18 protein-coding genes are annotated in these 19859 nt (G+C 47.9%); all 18 read left to right on the top strand.

All coding sequences use genetic code 11. The features are described 5' to 3' along the window. Positions 1 to 5 precede the first annotated feature (5 nt). The 18 genes from OS145_RS12190 (at position 6) to OS145_RS12105 (ending at position 19765) form a co-directional block, all read left to right on the top strand. Positions 6 to 938: a hypothetical protein gene (locus OS145_RS12190; RefSeq protein WP_006956826.1), complete on the top strand. Its 933-nt coding sequence runs from the start codon at positions 6 to 8 to the stop codon at positions 936 to 938. After that, entirely contained in the window at positions 935 to 1528 is a 594-nt protein-coding gene (locus OS145_RS12185) for a PilN domain-containing protein (RefSeq protein ID WP_006956824.1), read from the top strand. Before OS145_RS12190 ends, OS145_RS12185 begins: the two co-directional genes overlap by 4 nt. Further along, positions 1521 to 2156: a hypothetical protein gene (locus tag OS145_RS12180; RefSeq protein WP_006956821.1), complete on the top strand. Its 636-nt coding sequence runs from the start codon at positions 1521 to 1523 to the stop codon at positions 2154 to 2156. The genes OS145_RS12185 and OS145_RS12180 overlap by 8 nt, the downstream gene beginning before the upstream one ends. Next, positions 2146 to 2499 (top strand): hypothetical protein, encoded by a 354-nt coding sequence (locus OS145_RS12175; protein ID WP_006956820.1) that lies wholly within the window; start codon positions 2146 to 2148, stop codon positions 2497 to 2499. Before OS145_RS12180 ends, OS145_RS12175 begins: the two co-directional genes overlap by 11 nt. After that, positions 2496 to 4178, top strand: coding sequence for a pilus (MSHA type) biogenesis protein MshL (mshL, locus tag OS145_RS12170; RefSeq protein WP_006956818.1), 1683 nt, complete (start codon positions 2496 to 2498; stop codon positions 4176 to 4178). Before OS145_RS12175 ends, mshL begins: the two co-directional genes overlap by 4 nt. Positions 4179 to 4192: 14 nt before the next feature. Further along, on the top strand, positions 4193 to 5122 hold the full coding sequence (locus OS145_RS12165; protein WP_006956816.1) for an ExeA family protein: 930 nt from the start codon (positions 4193 to 4195) through the stop codon (positions 5120 to 5122). Next, positions 5119 to 6246: a tetratricopeptide repeat protein gene (locus OS145_RS12160; RefSeq protein ID WP_006956814.1), complete on the top strand. Its 1128-nt coding sequence runs from the start codon at positions 5119 to 5121 to the stop codon at positions 6244 to 6246. Before OS145_RS12165 ends, OS145_RS12160 begins: the two co-directional genes overlap by 4 nt. Beyond that, the gene (locus OS145_RS12155) at positions 6227 to 7990 is read left to right on the top strand and encodes a GspE/PulE family protein (protein WP_006956812.1); all 1764 of its coding nucleotides are present in this window, start codon (positions 6227 to 6229) and stop codon (positions 7988 to 7990) included. Before OS145_RS12160 ends, OS145_RS12155 begins: the two co-directional genes overlap by 20 nt. Positions 7991 to 7992: 2 nt before the next feature. Further along, positions 7993 to 9246: a type II secretion system F family protein gene (locus OS145_RS12150; protein ID WP_006956810.1), complete on the top strand. Its 1254-nt coding sequence runs from the start codon at positions 7993 to 7995 to the stop codon at positions 9244 to 9246. Then, positions 9243 to 9701, top strand: a complete 459-nt coding sequence (locus OS145_RS12145; protein WP_006956808.1) for a hypothetical protein — start codon at positions 9243 to 9245, stop codon at positions 9699 to 9701. The genes OS145_RS12150 and OS145_RS12145 overlap by 4 nt, the downstream gene beginning before the upstream one ends. A gap of 53 nt (positions 9702 to 9754) precedes the next feature. Next, positions 9755 to 10372, top strand: coding sequence for a prepilin-type N-terminal cleavage/methylation domain-containing protein (locus OS145_RS12140; protein WP_006956806.1), 618 nt, complete (start codon positions 9755 to 9757; stop codon positions 10370 to 10372). A gap of 38 nt (positions 10373 to 10410) precedes the next feature. After that, positions 10411 to 10908, top strand: coding sequence for a prepilin-type N-terminal cleavage/methylation domain-containing protein (locus OS145_RS13670; RefSeq protein ID WP_006956803.1), 498 nt, complete (start codon positions 10411 to 10413; stop codon positions 10906 to 10908). Positions 10909 to 10977: 69 nt separating this feature from the next. Then, entirely contained in the window at positions 10978 to 11481 is a 504-nt protein-coding gene (locus OS145_RS12130) for a prepilin-type N-terminal cleavage/methylation domain-containing protein (protein ID WP_006956801.1), read from the top strand. Continuing rightward, positions 11471 to 12007 carry a type IV pilus modification PilV family protein gene (locus tag OS145_RS12125; RefSeq protein WP_006956799.1) on the top strand — a complete coding sequence of 179 codons (537 nt, stop codon included), beginning with the start codon at positions 11471 to 11473 and terminating at the stop codon, positions 12005 to 12007. The genes OS145_RS12130 and OS145_RS12125 overlap by 11 nt, the downstream gene beginning before the upstream one ends. Beyond that, on the top strand, positions 12007 to 12831 hold the full coding sequence (locus OS145_RS12120; RefSeq protein WP_006956798.1) for a PilW family protein: 825 nt from the start codon (positions 12007 to 12009) through the stop codon (positions 12829 to 12831). The genes OS145_RS12125 and OS145_RS12120 overlap by 1 nt, the downstream gene beginning before the upstream one ends. Continuing rightward, on the top strand, positions 12821 to 13234 hold the full coding sequence (locus tag OS145_RS12115) for a hypothetical protein (RefSeq protein ID WP_006956797.1): 414 nt from the start codon (positions 12821 to 12823) through the stop codon (positions 13232 to 13234). Before OS145_RS12120 ends, OS145_RS12115 begins: the two co-directional genes overlap by 11 nt. Then, on the top strand, positions 13231 to 18804 hold the full coding sequence (locus OS145_RS12110; protein ID WP_083773280.1) for a LamG-like jellyroll fold domain-containing protein: 5574 nt from the start codon (positions 13231 to 13233) through the stop codon (positions 18802 to 18804). Before OS145_RS12115 ends, OS145_RS12110 begins: the two co-directional genes overlap by 4 nt. Before the next feature lie 193 nt (positions 18805 to 18997). Continuing rightward, positions 18998 to 19765, top strand: a complete 768-nt coding sequence (locus OS145_RS12105; protein WP_006956795.1) for a coiled-coil domain-containing protein — start codon at positions 18998 to 19000, stop codon at positions 19763 to 19765. Positions 19766 to 19859 lie beyond the last annotated feature (94 nt).

Raw genomic sequence — 19859 nt, 5'->3', positions numbered from 1 at the left:
GCTCAGTGCGCTTTTTGTTCGGGAAAAAAAACGCTTCAAATTATCAGCTTGTAGTCAGTATTAATGCGACTGAGCTTCGTTTCCTTGTCCTTAAAATAAAAACAGAGCAAGAGCCTGAGTTGATCGTGAATGATGTTGAACCGATCAAAAATAATCACATTGACCATGCGTTAAATGCCTTTAACGAACGTTATAAAAAACTGTCTTTAGAGCATGCACCCGTTACTGTTGTGCTGCAGCCCGCTCATTATCAATCAACCACTGTTGAACGTCCCGACGTACCTGAACAGGATCTTGCCGCAAGTTTACGGTTTCAATTAGATGAGCTGACCGATATGAGTCCCGATGAGATGGTGACCGATTATTACGATCTGCCATTAAATGCGAGTGGACAAGATAAAATAACGGCCGTTGTTGCCTCCAAGACATTGCTGAGTCAAATCGTTGAGGCGGTCGCTTCGCAGTCGTGGCAACTCGATAGCATTACCGTCAGTGAAGTGGTGTTGAAGAATTTATTTCAAACCACCGACAATGCTTGCTTGGTGCTTTACGGTTTGAGTAAAAGTCGCTACGTGGTGCAAATATATCGCGCTGGAGCGTTGGTGTTCACACGTGAACTGAGAGGCGTCCGAGACTTGTCTAAGTATTCAGCGCAAGAGATTGAACTCGGCGCCTTGGAACCTTTGGCGACAGAAATACAGCGCTCGATGGATTACTATGAAGGGCAGCTCCGTCAAGCGAGTCTACGCCGAATTGTGTTAGCGATAGCCGGTCCACAACGAGAGGCCATGGCAGAATCATTGCGTGACTTGCTAGCAGCTGATGTTGAGTTGTTTGAGTATCCGAGCTGGATGAGCGAGCTATGTGAGGGAGACTTCTCGGACTTAGAAGCGCTGGGTGCTAGCTTATCCTCACGGATAGAGGGGGCGGCACAATGAAGCAGTTCATAAATTTATATACCGATGAGCTCAAACCCATTGTTCTCCGACTCTCGCTTGCTCGCAGTTTAGTGGTAGCTGTAGCACTGGCTATTTTATTACTTGTTGCGTGGATAGTGTTAAAGAGCTTAGCCAGCGAACGGCAAGCGACCGCTGATGAGATGAATCAGCAGTTACAGCAGTTGCAGCAGCAACAAACACAACTTCAGGCGCAAGTTCAGCAGAAAAGCCCCAATCAACAATTGATCGATCAGTCCGATAAATTATCTCGTCAGATCCAACAGCAAATGGAGCTTAACGACCGGCTCACTAATCTCGAATCGCGTCAATTGATTGCGCCTCAGCAGTTGATGTCGGAATTAAGCGCCATTGATATGGATGGACTCTGGTTAACCGAGTTTGGTATTGAAGAGGGTCGGATTAACTTGCACGGTAAAGCTATAAAGGGGCACCTCATTCCGAAGTGGATGGCGCGTTTTGAAGGAAAGCCTGTACTCGAGAATAGTCGCTTCTCGGTCGTCGATTTGTCTCAAGATGAACAAGACAATCAAAGCTTTAGCCTAGCGAGTGAGCGAGGTTCAGATGAATAAGCGCTGGCAACAGTTAAATCAATGGTTTCAGCAACAGCCTCGGGATAGACGCATTTTAATTGCGATATTAGTGTGGGTGCTTATTGCCGTATATATGGGGAGTACATTATTACTTCCAAACATTAAAGCAATGAATTCCAGCAAATTACGAACCGAACAGTTGGCTCAGCAGTTGAGCCAAGTACGCGCGTTGAACGAGCAATTGAAGTCACAGTTACAACAGGATGTAAACCAGCCGATTCGTGATGATATTGAACGTAAGCAGGCGCGTTTGACGCAACTAGTAGAGCGCGCAAGCGGCTATAGCGTATTAGGCGCGGCACAACGGAAAGCGTTTTTACGCGCCGCATTGAATTATCCTGATGACATGCAACTGGTTTCGTTGACGACACCTCAGCCTGAACGCATCACAGATGAGCAGAGTGGTGCTTTGTATCAGCATCGCGTCGATGCCGTATTCAAGGGTGACTTCGAACATATCATGGGCTATGCAGAGCAACTTCAAGCTGAGTTTCCTGAAGTTGAATGGCTGAAGTTTAATTATCGTGTGGATAGCTATCCCGAAGCTGAACTGAGTATCGCATGGCGTATTATCAGTATGGATAAGGAGTTTATCGGTGCAAACTAGTCCTTATCGTTTGACGTGGCTACTGGCGACCGTCGTATCAGTCGCTTCATTTACAGCGCAAGCTCAAGATCCAACTCAACCATACGGTTGGACTGCAGGGCGTGGGGTAAGTTCTCAGCAGGATACGAACTTAGTATTAGCGCAAGTCGTTGTCTCGGCTACGTCGCAGCGTGCCCTAATAAACAATCAATGGCTAAGTCTCGGTGACACTATTGCAGGGTTTCGTGTTGAGGACATCGGTTCGAACAGTGTTACCTTAAGCAATGGCTCGGTTCAACGAATACTTAAATTATTTCAGCCATTGAATATAAAGAATATCGAATCTCAGGGAGATCAACAATGAGAGTGCTTTGGATAGCAGCGGTGGCAACGTTGCTGACGAGCTGTGCCTATCAGCCCGATGAAAAACCGCGCGAGGCTTATAAGGCGATGCAGCAAGATACCCCTGTGCAAGGAAAGCAACCCGCATCATCAGCGGTACCGGACGATGTGGCCGCTTTCTTGAACCAGTCAGTAGAGCGCCAAGCAGGCGAGTCCCGTGCTCTCGTTGGTAGCGAACCTCGCTTTGTATTACAGGCTGATGGTGTGGCCGCAAAGCAATTTTTTTACAGTCTTACAGTGGATACACCTTACAATATCGTAGTTCACCCAGATGTCTCAGGTGATATTTCGCTTGATCTAAAAGATGTGACTATCGATGAAACGCTCGATGTTATAAGCGATATCTATGGTTATGAGATTCGTCGCGATGGTCGTATGATCCAGGTATACCCTGCCGGTGTTCGCACGCAAACCTTTACGCTCGATTATCTTTCGTTGAAGCGCTTTGGCTTATCGCAAACGCAAATTACGAGCGGCGGTGTTAGCCAAGAGCGAAATAACAATAATACCTATGGAAACAATAACAGCTACAATAATAGCGGTTCATCCAACATGGGTGGATTAGGTGGTCTCAACGGTGGCGGCCAAAATCAGAACTTCGGCAATATGAATGCCGGCGGTGCTAATGGCGCATCGGTCAATACGCAGTCAGAAACGGATCTTTGGGGTAGTTTGGAAGATATGATCCAAGGCATTGTCGGCGGTAATGGCAGCGTCGTGCTCTCGCCACAAGCTGGGCTTGTAAGTGTCACTGCACAACCATCAAAACTGCGTGCAGTGGGTCAGTTTCTCGACAATTTACAGTCCCGTTTACAAAGACAAGTGATTTTAGAAGCACGCATTGTTGAAGTAACACTAGGCGACCAATATCAACAGGGTATTCGCTGGAATGAATTAAACATGAGCGGGCGATTTGATTTCGGATTTAATGGCTCTGTCCCGAACGATATCGCTGCCGCGACGGCGGATGGTGTGTTCGGTTTAACCTTTAACTCTAATCGCTTTACCGGCTTTCTTGAATTGCTGCAAACGCAAGGCAGCGTGCAGGTGCTTTCAAACCCGCGTGTCACCGCATCAAATAATCAAAAGGCGGTGATAAAGATTGGTGAAGACGAATATTACGTCACGGATGTAACGTCGCAGACCAATACCACGGTCACACAAGACGCGTTGACGAGTTCAAATGTTGATTTGACGCCCTTTTTCTCGGGTATTTCGCTTGATGTCACACCGCAAATAAGTGACGACGGCGAGGTCACACTGCATGTGCATCCGTCAGTCGTTGAGACGAAGGAACAAGAAAAAGTAATTACGATTGGCGATGAAACACTGCGTTTGCCATTGGCGCGCAGTAATATTCGTGAATCTGATACGATTGTACGAGCGCGCAGTGGCGAGATCGTTGTACTCGGTGGTTTGATGCAAAACTCAACGTCAGAAAACGTAGAAAAGGTACCATTGCTCGGCGATCTGCCGCTGGTAGGGAACCTATTCAAAAACAAGAGTAACGATGCATCGAAAAAAGAGTTAGTGATATTGATCAAGCCAACAGTTATTGGCGCCGATACGTGGCAGAAGGAGTTAGAGCGCTCACGTGAACTGTTGGAAACCTGGTTTCCAGATATCGCGCATGAACAGTAGGTGTCAGGCGCGCTATGTACTTGTATCACTACGGGCTAAATCAACTGCCGTTTACCATTACGCCCAATACACAGTTTTATTGTGAGCTAAAGAGTCACGATCAAGCTGCTAAAGTGGTATTAACGGCATTGAATACCGGTGAAGGCTTTATCAAAGTGACCGGTGAAGTCGGTACGGGTAAAACGTTGCTATGCCGCCGTCTGTTGGAAGAAATTCCCGATTATTTTTACACGGCTTACGTACCAGACTCCTATCTTAATCCCGATCAATTACGTCGTGCTGTTGCGCAAGAACTTGGAGTTGAAACTGCGGATATTGAAAGTGAGCATCCTTTAGCTCGCGCACTGCAGGATAAACTGCTCGAAATTAATCACGCGGGACGTGCAGTGGTACTTATCGTGGATGAGGCGCAAGCGCTACCAGAAGATAGTTTAGAAGCATTAAGATTGCTATCTAATTTAGAAACTGAATCACGTAAATTGCTTCATATTATTTTGGTCGGACAGCCCGAACTTGATGAACGGCTAGCCCAGCATAACTTTCGGCAGCTCAGGCAGCGTATTTCGTTTTCGCATCGACTTACGGCAATGAACGCACGAGAAACTGCACAGTACATCGGCCACCGAATGCGCATTGCTGGCTATAAGGGGGAACCGATATTTTCAGCAGGTTTGGTTTCAGCCTTGTATGAGAGTAGCCGAGGTATTCCGAGACTCGTTAATGTGCTGGCGCACAAAATGCTCTTATTAGCCTATGGTGAAGGTCGTCGAAAGTTGTCACATAAAGATTTGAGGTTGGCAACGAAGGATACGTCAGATACGCGTTATCGTTCGCCGATGGTCAGACTGATCATTTGGTCCATTCTACTGGTGTGTGTGGCCGTTTCAGCGATCGTTAGTTTAACTTTTGAACATCCAGCGTGGCCGTGGAACTCTGTCGCATGAGTATATTGAATAAGGTATTAAAAGATTTAGATAAACGCGGTCAAAAGCCCGGCGAAGCAGAGAGTGTCGGCGGTTCTGCTGTTGCGGGTCCCTCTTCGCGTACCCCTTGGGTGGTTGCAATCGTTGCCGTAGTGCTACTTGTGATTGCATTAATTTTCGGCGCCCTAAGTTGGGATCGCTGGGTCGAAAATGAGACGGTAAATACACCTCAACCGGTGCAAAAAGTGAGTGAGCCGGAGCCAGTTGAGTCGACTAATAATTTCGCACGTCCAGCGCAAACCGAGACGCAAACTGAAGCGCAAGCGGTGACACAATCATCGAGCAGGCAACAACCGGCTGAACAGCATTCCCCTGCGGCTGAGCAATCTAAAGCGGACCAGTCGACGCATGCCGCACAAGTACCGCCCGCGTCTTCTAGGGCAGAACAGCCGCAAGCAACAGAGTCAACGGAGGTTGATGATGAGCAGGAAGCAGTCCCTGAGAGCGAAGTAGAGCCCGCGCCAACACTCGTGCGAAAAACGGTACAACTGTCACCGGAGCAAGTCATCACGCGGGAAATAAATGCTGCAAAACAGACCGCCGAGCAAGGCTTATTGAGCGAAGCGGTGAAACATTGGCAGAAAGTGCTCAGTATCGATCCGGGTCACATCGAAGCGCGGCGACAACTGGCCGCGTTACAATTTGGCCGGAACCGCTGGCAGGAAGCATTAGCCGTGCTTACTCGCGGTTTGGAAGTTAATCCCCAAGCCCATGAATTAAGACTGCTCGCGGCTAAGATGCTCGATAAGCGGCAGCAACCACAACTCGCGTTGACCATGCTTAAGCAAGCGCAACCGCAGGCTAGTCGTCATTTGGAGTATTACCGGCTTAAGGCTCAGCTAGCCCAACAACTGAACCAGTGGACGCTAATGGCCGACAGTTATCAGTCGCTGGCACAGGCTCAACCGACAGAGGGGCGTTGGTGGTTAGGGCGGGCAATAGCTGCGCAACAATTGGCTCAAAGGGATGCGGCGATTCGTTTCTTTAATCGAGCAAAAGAATTAATCCAACATGCACCCACGCTCGAATTTATCGAGCAACAACTCAACTTATTGGTAGATCAAGATGAAGCGACCTCGTCTTAAAATGCGATTGGGTGACTTGCTGGTTCACGAGCAAGTCATCAGCGAAGCACAACTCGAAAGTGCGCTTAAAGAACAGCAAATCAGTGGGCGCAAGTTGGGTGCGACGCTCAGTGATCTTGGCTACATTACCGAAGAGCAACTGCTCGACTTTTTGGCTCAGCAGCTGAAACTAGAGCGTGTGAGCGTTGCTGACCGTAAAATTAATCCAAAGGATGTTCAGTTACTACCTGAAGTTCAAGCACGACGCTATCGAGCGCTGGTGATCGAAGCGAACGATGAAAGTGCGCTAGTCGGGATGAGTGATCCCGCCGATCTTGCAGCGGTCGATGCGGTGACTCAGCATTTGTCGCCCCGTGAAGTGACCTTAGCGGTCGTATCCGAAGCTGAGCTCTTATCGGCATTCGACTCTCTATATCGTCGCACTAAAGAAATAGAAACCTTCGCAAGTCAACTACAAACCGAATATGAAGAAACCGCTGATTTTACACTCGGGTCAGATAGCTTAGATGACGACGACGATGATGCGACCGTCGCGAAGTTATTAAAGTCGATTTTTGAGGATGCAGTACAAGTTCGAGCGTCTGACATTCATATCGAGCCTGATCAAAAAATGCTGCGTATTCGCCAGCGTGTTGATGGCGTATTACAGGAAAATGTGCTTGATGAAACGAACATCGCTAATGCGCTCGTTTTACGATTAAAGCTAATGGCGGGGCTCGATATTTCGGAGCGACGGCTACCGCAAGATGGCCGCTTTAATATCAAAGTCAAAAAGCACAGTATTGATGTGCGGGTATCAACGATGCCAGTGCAGTATGGTGAAGCCTGTGTCATGCGTTTGCTCGACCAATCGAGTGGTATCTTATCGCTGGATCAAGTCGGTATGCCGCCTGATATTCTCAAGCGCGTCCGCCATCTAATTCATCGACCACACGGTATGTTACTTGTCACGGGGCCAACGGGCTCGGGTAAAACGACAACGCTTTACGGTGCTCTAAGTGAACTTAACACGGAAGAGAAGAAGGTGATCACTGTCGAGGATCCCGTTGAATATCGTTTACCGAGGATTTCGCAGGTCCAAGTGAGTAATAAGATTGGACTTGATTTCGCTCGCGTGTTGCGCACGACACTTCGACAAGATCCAGATATCATCATGGTGGGTGAGATGCGTGACCACGAGACGGTAGAAATTGGTCTACGTGGAGCAATTACAGGTCACATGGTGTTATCGACGCTACACACTAACGATGCGATTACCAGTGCCATGCGGTTGATTGATATGGGGGCGCCATCGTACCTAGTAGCGGCTGCCTTGCGGGGTGTGATTGCGCAGCGACTTGTCAGACGAGTATGTGAGCGGTGTGCGCATGACGATACGCCCGATGAGGCACAGCGCGCGATTCTCGAACATTTAGAAAAGGGTAGTTGCAACCAAACCTTTAAGAAAGGTGTCGGCTGCCAGAACTGTAACCATACGGGCTATCGAGGTCGAATCGGTGTATTTGAATTGCTTGAGATGAATAGCGCGATGATGGACGCTTTGCGGCAAGAGGACACCCAACGCTTTGCTGAGGCGGCCAAACATGCGCAGGGCTACCGATCGATGGCCAATGTCGCACTGGACTTTGCCAAGCAGGGCGTTACCAGTATTGATGAAGTATTGTTCTTGGCAGAAAGTGTCGAGGAAAATTTTGCGGCTACCAACGTGAGCGAAATCGCACAACGTAGCGAGAGTGATGACTAACCATGCAGTTTAGCTACAAAGCCAGAGACAAAGCCGGCGCGCTTCAACAAGGCACAGTAGAGGCAAATGATGCCAAAAGTGCCGCGCAAGCACTCATGCAGCGTGGCCTGATCCCGGTTGATGTAGCGGTTAGTAAAGGCAAACTTCAAGGCGGTAAAGCGAGCGCGCCGAGAGGTTCATTATGGATGCAACTGAAAGCATTAACCGAGCCGAGCGTCGAGCTGGATCAACTCATTATATTTTGCCGTCAGATGTATTCATTGACCAATGCCGGTATCCCCATTCTGCGCGCCATCGAGGGACTCGCCGATACCACCCAAAATAAGCGCTTGGAGCGAGCCTTACGTGATGTTCATAGTCAATTGGAGCGCGGCCGCACTTTGTCAGCAGGTATGGCGCAACATCCTAAAGTCTTCTCGCGTCTTATTGTCGCTATCGTGCACGTTGGCGAGAATACCGGTCAACTAGAGGAGTCATTTGAGCAACTCGCCCTCTACCTCGAAAAAGAGCAAGATACGCGTAAGCGTATCAAGGCAGCGACACGCTACCCGACCTTTGTGATGATTGCGCTTGTGGTTGCATTATTCGTTTTAAACATATTTGTTATTCCAACGTTCGCCAATATGTTTAGCCGTTTTAACGTCGAGTTACCTTGGGCGACGCGAGCACTGCTGGGGACTTCGGAATTTTTTGTGGCCTACTGGCCGTTGATGCTTGTCGCAATGGTGGCGGCGTTTTTTGCTGTGCGCGCCTATGTGAATAGCCCTTCCGGTCGGCTATTTTGGGACCGTTGGAAATTAAGAATGCCGATTATCGGCTCGATTCTTGAGCGTTCGATACTGTCTCGCTTTGCACGCAGTTTCGCGGTTATGCTGTCGGCGGGAGTCCCCTTAACGCAGGCGCTTTCATTGGTGTCTGAAGCCGTTGATAATGCCCACATGGAGCGCAAAATTTTAGACATTCGGCGCACTATTGAGCGTGGCGAGAATTTGTCTCGTGCCGCACGACAGTCCAAACTTTTTACGCCGCTGGTATTACAAATGATCGTAGTCGGCGAGGAAACGGGTCGAAGCGATACGCTGTTAAAAGAGGTCGCTGATTATTATGAACGAGAAACGGATTACGATTTAAAAACGCTGACTGCGCGTATTGAACCCGTCATGATTGGTTTTGTGGCGGTGTTAGTATTAATTCTTGCGCTGGGTATCTTCACGCCGATGTGGGATATGATGAATGCGTATCAGGGGCGGGGATGAAAAGCCAAGCGCAAAGCGAGCAGAGTTTTCGCAGTTTGTTACAAAACGTTGTTGTTATAATCAGCGTATTGGTGCTATCCGCAGTCGCGTTATGGATTTGGTTCGCGCCGAGCGACGACAATGGGTGGCAAGAAACACAACGAGATATGGAACTGCGGCGTTTTAATGACACCTTATTACTGGCTCGGGCGGAATGGATGCGGCGGGGTCGTCCGACACATGTATCACTTAACATAAGTAGTAGTGAAGAAACTATACAAATGAATGCGCGTGGCTGGCCTGCCGTGCAACAAGGTTGTGTAACACTTTGGCAACGTCTTGCTGATGTGCCACGCCAGCTAACTGCACGGGTTGAGGGCAATCGATGTATTTTCAGTATTAATGAAAAACCGTGGCAAGTATATGACGCTGAGACAGGTCAAATTCGTCCAAAAAATGTCGGATCTGACCTATGAATTGTAAAAATGTCGTTATACAATATCACGAGAAATGATAAAGGACGCTGACTATGGATAAACGGCAACACGGTTTCACAATCATCGAGTTAATCATCGTTGTGGTGATTCTTGGCTTGCTCGCCGCATCGGCACTGCCGCGCTTTACCGATGTGACAGCGGATGCGGAAGACTCTGCTATCGAAGGCGTCGCGGGTGGTTTTGCCAGTGCTGTCGGCATCGTACGTGGCGAGTGGGAGCTACGAGGTCGCCCTAAAGGCGGCACAAACGGCGCAGGCGCTCAGTTGCAGATGGATGGTGTTCCCGTGTATGTCGACGGTGATACCGGCTATCCGGTGAGTGGTAATAATAGTTCGGCAACTGATGCAACGTTAACCAATGCCGATTGCCGTACTGTGATGACCGCAATCTTGCAAGGGTCACCGACCGTGATGGCAGAAGGTGATAGCGGTTCTATCGATGAGTATCGATACTATACGTATGCAACCGATGATCCGAACGGTAGTGCAGCACAAGGACAGGCTGCCAATCAAGTTTGTGTTTATTATTTAGTGAACACGATAAAAGGAGTTAGCCCTTTACCCACGGGTAACGACTTTCAGACAGTTGGAAACTCGTTTGTATATAACCCTAGGAATGGTGGTGTAAACGTGTTCAGTAATAATAACTAACACCGCACCTGAATATTTTTTTAATGGAGAAAGTAATCATGCGTAATCAAAAAGGCTTCACGCTCATCGAGCTTATTATCGTTATTGTGGTGCTCGGTATTCTTGCCGTGACTGCTGCGCCTCAGTTCTTTAACTTCTCGGGTGACGCTCGCGAGTCTGCAGTTAAAGGTTTGAAGGGTAATATCCAAGGCGCTTACCAAACGGTTTATGCGAAAGCGGCGGTTGATGGTGACTTTTCTACCGCTATTGGCGATGTAACAATCTCTAATGGCTATCCTACAGCTGACGCTAGTGGAATTGTCGAAGCGGCTAATTTGGGTACAAATGGTGAGGATTGGGTGTTTGCTTCAGGCGATGGTAATGGAACGGCGGTAGCGGACACGTTCTATATTGCGCCTGCTGGATTTGACTCTTTGAGTGATACATCAACTGCAGATGACATTTTTGATGCATCTTGCTACGTATCATATGTGGCTGCTGAAAACACAGACACACCACCAACAGTCACAATCGACGTTAGCGGCTGTGGTAACTAATCCAACCATCTTTTAATGGTCGAATCTCGGCTCGCCGTCTCGGCGGGCCGAATATTTAAGGTCTCTCCTATGAAAGGCTTCACCCTAGTAGAACTCATTATTGTTTTAGTAGTGGTGGGTATCCTTGCGGTTGGCGCCTCACCGTTATTCATTGGCTCGGGCGGCACCGAAAGCTTAGTATTACGCGAGCGAACCTTGTCTATTCTGCGTAATAGCCAGCTCAAAGCAATGCAGAATACCTCATTGGTCTGTACCGCGGTTGTTTTGCAACCCAACTCTCTTGGACAAGCGACTTCTACAAACTGTGGCGTTGTCACCTCGACATTCAGCCTAGATCCCGACGACGTACGTCAAATCGCAGATTTTCAAGGAAAAACGTTTACGGTCACCAACAGCGCGAACACGAATGTCGCTTTACCGACAGAAATAGAGTTCGACTCACTGGGTCGCCCCCGTGATGAATCTGGCTTAGTCTGTAGCGGCGCACAACCGTGCCGATTCACCTTCACCGAAACCAGTGGTGCAAGTCAGTCAGTCTGTATCAACCGCGAAGGTTATATCTATGGCTGTTAAAGAGCTCAAGCCACAGCATGGGTTCACGCTTATCGAGATTATCGCCGGCATTGTTGTCGTGGGCATTATCACGCTGGTCGTAACGGCGGGCATGGGACCGCTGTTTAAACAAAGCGTTAATCCGTGGCAGCAAGTGCGCGCCGCCGAGCTGGGTCAAAGTTTGATTAATGAAATTCTATCGCGCCGTTTTGATGAAAACGGGTCTAGTGCCGTTGGCGAGGCTCGTTGCGGCGAAACAGGTGGACCGAGTTGCACGACGATCCCCAATGACTGCAGTAATACAAGTTATCGAGAGGAGGCGTCACGAGAGAACTTTGACGATGTGGACGACTATCACTGCCTGGAACTCTCGGGAAACCAAGTCGCTGATACGTTAGCGAATGACCTGACCGACGATTATCGACAGTTTCGTTTGCAGGTGCGCGTCGCGGTCGAGCAACCAGATAGACTCAAGCGTATCGAAGTTACTGTCATTACGCCACAAGGGCAGAATATCGATTTCTCGGCGTTCAGAGGCAATTGGTAATGCGTAATAGAGGCTTCACGCTCGTTGAGTTAGTCATTGTCATTTTGCTACTGGCAATTATCGCCATTTTCTCGTTTCAGTTTGTGGGTTTCGGCTCACAGATGTTTGTCAGTGGAGCCGAGCGAGTACGCGTACTCGATCAAAGTCGATTTGTGATCGAACGTCTAACACGAGAACTGAGAAATTCGGTACCGAATAGTGCACGGGTTACCCCGACAAATATCGGCAATAATACCGCAACACAGTGTTTAGAGTTTGTCCCGACACGCGTAGCAGGTACCTATTACGACGCACCGTTTCGTAATAACCAACCCAATACGTTAACCTTTGTTTCATTGGCCAACTGGTCCGTTATCGAAGTGACTGACAGACTCTATATTTACGCGACGCGTACTAATCATGTTTACGCCAATAATTCGAATCGATACGAGCAGGTCAATGCACAAACAACTCGTTCTGGCAATGTGACTGAGCTAACGTTGGCGAGTAGCAACGCGCGCTATGGTCAGCGTTCGCCGCGTCAACGACTGTATATCGGACGTACGCCCGTCAGCTATTGTGTTGAGGGACAAAACATATATCGTTACGCTAATTATGGCTGGTCGCAGCAGCAGCCTACGCCAGCCAATGGGCGATTTGCGGGTGTCACAGGCACGCTAATGGGGAATGGTTTGGCGAATTTAGTTAATAACGCGCCGGCTTTTCAAGTAGATGAAACCACCCTGTTGCAAAATAATATTGTGCATCTGTTCCTGCAATTTAATAGTATAGATAATGAACAGTTGTTTTTTAGTCAAGAGGTTCATATTCCCAATGCGCCCTAGTTATCAATCACAACGTGGCAGTGCGTTGATAGTGGCTATATTCGTGATCGTGGTAACTAGTCTGCTGGTGGCAACGCTTTCGGGTCTCTTACGTACCAGTAACGAAAGTGTTGTAACTGAGGTGTATGGCACACGGGCATTCACCGCAGCGCAAAGTGGTTTGCAGCAGGGGATGAATCAATTATTCCCGTTAGATAGCGAGATGCAAGCTTGCCCTGCCGTAGACACGTCTATGGATTTTAGCGATGCCAAGGGCCTGCAGAACTGCGAAGTTAGTATTCAATGCATGAGTGATAATTACGAATCTGATACACATTATCGGTTGATAGCAACGGGAGAGTGCACAGTCGGAGCACAAGTCACGACACGTGTGTTAGCAATGGAAGCGAGGACATTAGAATGAGACGGATGAGTTTATGTTTGCTGATGTTTTCGTTGTTTGCGGCTTCTGCGGTGTCACACGCCAAACAGTATGAGCTTCCAAAAGATATTGGGAAGAAGAACAAGCCTTTTGAGCAATGCACGGCTGTTAATGCAAATTCAGGTGGAGTAAGCATTACTTGTCCAGGGAGTGTTTTTACCGCGCTGAATGGCTCGGATGAAATAAGGTTCAAGAAGACCTCTAAGGCAGAGCTTATCATTAAGGGAATTACCGTCATTAAGTCAACTATTAACAACAAACAGTCAATTCCTCTGTTGCTCCGCTTTCAAACACAGAATTCGGTAAAGATAGATGCCTCATCAACCATCAAAGCGGATATTTTTGCTGACGGGAGTATTACTTCTGACGGTGTAATCGATGGCAACCTCTATACTGACAAGGATCTTATTAACAACCGCGTTATCAACGGTAATGTCGATGCTGAGGGAAACATTAGAAATAATGGCAGTGGTGTCATTAACGGAAGCATAAATGTCGATGGCGATCTTTGGAACGATGGTCAAATAAACGGTACTTATGTCAACGCAAAGTGTACCGATAGTAGTCAGAGTAATGCTTGTGGCAATAAACCACTCAATGTCGACGAAACCTGTAATATCAATGCAAATGAAGGACCGTGCACAGGCGGAAACAATGTTGGCTATCAACTTGTTGGTGACTGGCACTTTGATGAATCGAGTTGGACAGGCAAGCCGGGCGAAGTTCTTAACAGTGCTTCGAGTTCCTTGTCGGGAACCGCTGTCGGTCAGCCTACGACGAGTTCATTTTCGCCGGCGATTGCTGGGAATATCGGAACGTGTCGTTATGGGCGTTTCGGGGGCGATGACTTTGTAAGAGTTCCACAACCCCAGCAGCTTTCAGCTTCTGAAAGTGTCAGTCTTTCCATGTGGTTTAATATCAACGCATCAGCACAACGCTCATCGTCCGAACGATATCAAACACTATTGATTTATGGTGAAGGACCCACCGAAGGACCTAACGGGCGTTTTGAAGTTTATAGACGGGTGTCTGATGGCGCGTTGTACTTTGAGATTCGCGATAGTTTAGGCTGGATTCACAACGTCTCGGTATCTGGTCAACAGGTATTTGATGGCAACTGGCATCATATAGCGGCAACCTACAATGCGCAGTCGAGCGATATTAATCTCTATATTGATGGCGTACTTAAAGCAACCGCTGGAGTGAGTAATAGATCGCTTAACCCACTGTCATCCCGTGCTAATTTATATATTGGCGGGCAGTCATTTGCTGGCCATGGCGTCAACGGCTCAATTGATGAGGTCACAGTGGCGACCGGCGTGTATTCCAGTCAAAAAGTGAATCAACTCTTTAATCGTAGCCGCCCGTGCGGAGCTGTAGATACGCTTAAACAGTGTTCAGATATTTGGGACCAAGCGCTAACGTCCGGAAATAATAGTCTGGTAAATATTCGTCCCGATGTTCCCCCATACGGACAGCAGTTACCAAGAACGCTAGATCCCATCGATTATTTACGTCAAGGCTCATTTGCAAACGTAGGCGAAGACTACCAGGCACCTGCGCCAACTTCTCGGGTATACATTGATGGTTCCCTGACCATAGAACAAGGCGCTCGATTAAACCAGAACGATGATGCTGATAATTTCATGCTGATCGTTAACGGCGATTTAACCATTGAACGCGATGTGCGAATTAATGGCTATATCTACGCAACGGGCGATATTTTTCTTGCGAATGCCGGCGAACCTTTGCTTATATTATGTTTCGAGGCGAATACATCGATCGTAAATGGCGCCCTTGCGGCTGCGGGGGATATCTACCAGACAGGTTGTGGTCAACCCGCACAGATTAACTATCAACAACCTAGTGTAGATATTCAAGGTGGAGGCTATTGTACTGTCGGCACCGCAGCGCCTCTTCAGCCGATATTGAAGTGGTCAATGAATGACGGTCCATGGACGACAAATACAGACGTGCTTGATGGCTCGAAGAATTTACTCAATGGACAAGCAAAACAGGGACTTGAATGGCAACAAGCAAGCGCAAGTTCTGCCTTACCAGTCGACGAAAACGGCATGGGTACGTGTGGGTATGGATATTTTAAACGCTCCGCCAAGCAGTATATAGAGCTGCCCGATGATCCGGTTCTGGACTTGACCAACGAATATACGATAGCGCTATGGGCTCGGTATAGCACGACACCAGACTCCGGGTTAATGACTCTGGTGAGTAAAGATACTAATTACGAGTTGCACGTAACGTCTTCTGGTAAAATTAACTGGTGGTGGCAAGGACAAAGTGGTGTCCATTCCCTAACCAGCACGCAACGGTTTGATGATGGTGAATGGCATTACGTCGTCGCTCGTTTTAAATCAGGTAAGCAAACGTTAACCGTCGATAACGAACTCATTATCGACGCCTCGATTAACGATAAACCAACAACAAACAATAGCTCGCTTCGGTTAGGAGCGGACAAAGAAGGAGATGGTAACCGCTTTTTTGATGGCGCTATTGATGAGTTCCAAATGTTTGATAGCTATTTATCTGGCAACGATATAAAACGCTTGATGGACCAACGGAGTGTTTGCCAAGCAAGTGGCAATCAATGCTATTCATTGAATATGGCTGGGCAAGTGTTTGGCAATGACTGGCTGAGTTATTCCAAGGACGAAAATTACTCACCTAAGTTAGTTGAAGCTCACAATGAGCAATATTTAGAACTGACTGATAATCAGAATAATCGAGCGACTGCGGTAACGTTACAGAAGGCATTTCCGGGTAAAGGGCATCGCATTGAAATTGAGTTTAAACTATACGCTTGGGGCTCGCAGTCGCCAGGCTTCACCGGTGCAGATGGTATTGCTTTAGTACTGTCTGATGCGAGTCGTATTAGTAATGGCAATCCTCGTGCGGGCAGTTATGGTGGCTCTCTAGGTTACGCTCAACGTAATGGTGGTGTGCCCGGTTTTCAAGCCGGTTGGCTTGGTATTGGCTTTGATGAATATGGTAACTTTTCACAAAGCAACGAGGGTCGAGTTGGCGGGTTTGATCGACTGGTTCCTAACCGGGTTGGCGTTCGTGGGGCTGATTCAACGAATTACAAGTTCTTAGACGCTTCAAATGAACTTGAACCCGCAATTGATTCGCCAGCGAACCAAAACCCAAATTCTGTGTTTAACCCTAAACCGGGACATACCTATAAAGTCTTGATCGATGGAACGGGTGATAATCCAAGTATCGAGGTACTACGTAAGCTGGACGAAAACGGCGCGAACAATAATTTTGTCAGTATTTTGAAGCTCGATAATATTCAAGATCAGCCGCAGATGCCCGAACAGGTGTATTTAAGTTTTACCGGTAGTACTGGAGGCGAGACGAATTATCATTGGATTAAGGACTTGTCAGTTTGCTCAATTCCTGGCTCTCCAAACGAGCAGGACGTGCATCATTATCAACTGGCATTCAACCAAAATGCAGTTTTATGCAACGGTGCCGAAGTAGCGGTTAAAGCGTGCGCTAATGCCGATTGCTCGGAAACGTTTAATCGTCCTGCATCAATTGAGCTTGGTACTGATAACGGAAACTTCTCACCGTCTTCGCTGAGTTGGCAGGCGACGAGTTCGCAGTTACTAACGCAGTTGAACCCTACTCAGGCGGGCGTTGCCAACCTATCTGTAACCAATCAAAGCTCGCCACAACCGGCTAACCCGACAGTGTGCTTAGTGGATGGCGTGGTAGACGATTGTCAAATCGCAATAAGCAATGCTGGGTTTGTATTCTATGATGCTGGTTTACAGAGCACGCAAATACCACGGCAAACGGCGGGAATTCAATCTGAAGGTGTTACAATTCGCGCTGTAGAAACGAACACCAATACACTGCAGTGTCAAGCGCTGACAAATAACTTAACGCAAGTTGAAATGCAGTTGGAGTGTGTGGATCCAAACCAATGTCGTTCAGAAAGCGAGTATTTGGTAAGCGGCCAAGTGGGCTCCGAGCTTACGGCTGCAAATGCAACCGACTTAATTGCGGGTAACTATCAAAATGTAGCGGTTGAATTTAATGACAGTAGAGCGAATTTAGCGATGCGGTATGATGATGTAGGCGCGGTGAAGCTCTCGGCGAAAGCAACTTTGAGCAACGGTGTTACGCTGCGCGGCGATTCAAACACTTTTGTTTGGCAACCGCACCATATCAATATGCAATCGAGCCAGCTAGATACTGATTTATCGAGTTCAACTGAGATTTTAGCTAAAGCAGGCGATCCGTTTAAGGTCGTGTTAACGGCACGTAATGCGCAAGATCAGATTACCCCGAATTTTGGCCTTGAACAGGTGGCTGAACGACTGATTATACAAGAGACAGCGACCGCTGCGCCGCCAGTAGCTAATAACGACGGCTCGTTGGAAAATGGAGTACAATTTTCGCGTTCAGCATTAGGTACCTTTACTAATGGTCAGGTTACCTACTCTGAAGTCGGTAATGCTAATATTACAGCACAAGTAGCCCAACAGAATGGCGGCGGGTATCTATCTCAGTGGCAAGATACTAGCGACTTGCTTGAAACCCCGTTTGTTGTCGGTCGATTTATTCCGCACCACTTTACGCTTGAGGCGGGCACTGGCTTTGCAAATACCTGTGGAGCGCAACCGTCGTATTACATTGGTGAGCCACAAAGCTTGCTACCTATCCAACTCGTGGCACGTAACGCTAGCGGTAATATCACTCGTAATTATGCGAGTGATTTGGCAAAAGCGTTCTTGGAGTTTGCAGCGTTTAATGTCAATGGCCAATCGTTTAATTTGCGAGTTACGCCAAACGCTCAAGAGTCGAGTTTAGTGGGTCCAATTGACTGGGACGATTCGGCTGGCAACTGGGGCTACGGGTTGTTAAACAATGCTCAAGCAACGTTTTTACGTAGTGACGCTGAAGAGGGACCTTACGAGAACTATACCCTTGGGATTCGCATAAACGATGGGGAAGGGGATCATTATTATAGCCAACTTGAGAACACCGGTTTATCGGCACCCGCAGACGATGATTACGTAGATGCGGATTATGCTGCTTTTGATTCGGCGCGGCTGGTGTTTGCTCGTATGGTACTCAACAATGTCGCATCAGCAATCAGCGACCCACTACTCATTCAGGGACACGTTGAGTTCTGGAATGGCAACGAGTACCAACTCGACGAAAACAATAACTGCTATACCGTTGCAAACAATGCGTTTTCGGAAGAGAGGTATGTGGTAGAAGAGGGTGCAGAAACACCGGGTGTTGACCTTGAACTTGGTCCTATAGCGGATACTGCTGATAACTCAGTAACGCTGAGCGGTGGTCGAATTCAGTCAGTGGAGCGGGGAGATGACGAAAGTTTGCGCTGGTTGCCGGCAGACGAAAACCTCCAATTTGAATTTGACTTAGAGGTTCCCCCCCATTTGCAGTACGACTGGACGGGTGACGGTGTTTATGATGAGAACCCAACTGCACTTGGCATTTTTGGTATTTACAGTGGCAGTGATCGGCAAATCTATTGGCAAGAGGTCGGTTTGTAAGTAGCTACTTACTCATTTGTAGGCAATTTACCGAGATTCTTCCTTGCGCTTTTGTTGACAAGCAAATAGCATAAGACAAAGTTGTTACACATGCGCGACGTTAACGACGTTTACCAATAAATATTCGAATAAAGAGCGCTGGTAAGGCTTAACGTCTCTACCGCTTTATTACTTTCAAGCTTGGAATGGGAACATGATGCGACTGGCTCAACTGGCCTTAGTGATGGCCTCGACTTTGACAATCGCTTCGCCGGCTTATGCTCTGCAAGAGCAACAGCAGTCAATGACGGTGGAGCAGATCTCCGACAAGATCACGAGTTTGCAAAATGAATACGATAACTATACGCAAACGGTGCAACGTCTTAAAGACGAAGCCGAGCAGCTGGAACAAAAGCTAACCTCGCTGCGCGAACGCAATCAAACGCTCGAGAAACAAAGACAAACTGCGTTGCAAGAAATGAACAACCGCTATCAACAGCTGGTGGATGATCCGACAATTGATATTGCGGGTGCTCAGCAAGCGTATAAAGAAGCCGTTATGGCTCATCAGCAAAACAAGAAAGATATAGCAACACAGATTCAATTAGTTGATGACAAACAGCAAGAAGTTGAGGAAGCGCGAGTTAGCCGTCACGCACTGCTCAATGAGATCGAGTCGCTGAAAGATCAGCGCGAGGTGGCTCGTGTAGAGCGTTTGGAACGTGAATTCAACCAAACGGGTGAGCTCGAAGTGAGTCAGTCGATTGTGTGTGACCGTGAGGAAACACTCAGCCAATGCGAGACGCGTGGTAAATTATTAGCCAAACAAAAGGCCTCGAAGCAATACCTCAACGAAATCGTAAGTGGCTTGAGCGAGGCCGAGCAGGCTCGTCAAAACCTTGAGCAAGTGAGCCCCAATGTTCAGATCCTAGGCTCCAAGACAGTCAGTAATGGCTTTAGTGGACAAGGAAACTACGTGTAAAATTGCTGTTGAATTACGTGGACAGCTTCCTCGTGCACAAGCTTGCCGATTGCTTGAAATCGACGCGCGATACTGTGTCGTTGAAATGCCGAAC

The sequence above is a fragment of the Idiomarina baltica OS145 genome (genome assembly GCF_000152885.1).
Lineage (GTDB): Bacteria > Pseudomonadota > Gammaproteobacteria > Enterobacterales > Alteromonadaceae > Idiomarina > Idiomarina baltica.
The sequence above is the reverse complement of the archived record's forward strand: the minus strand, read 5'-3'. Positions and strand labels throughout refer to the sequence as shown.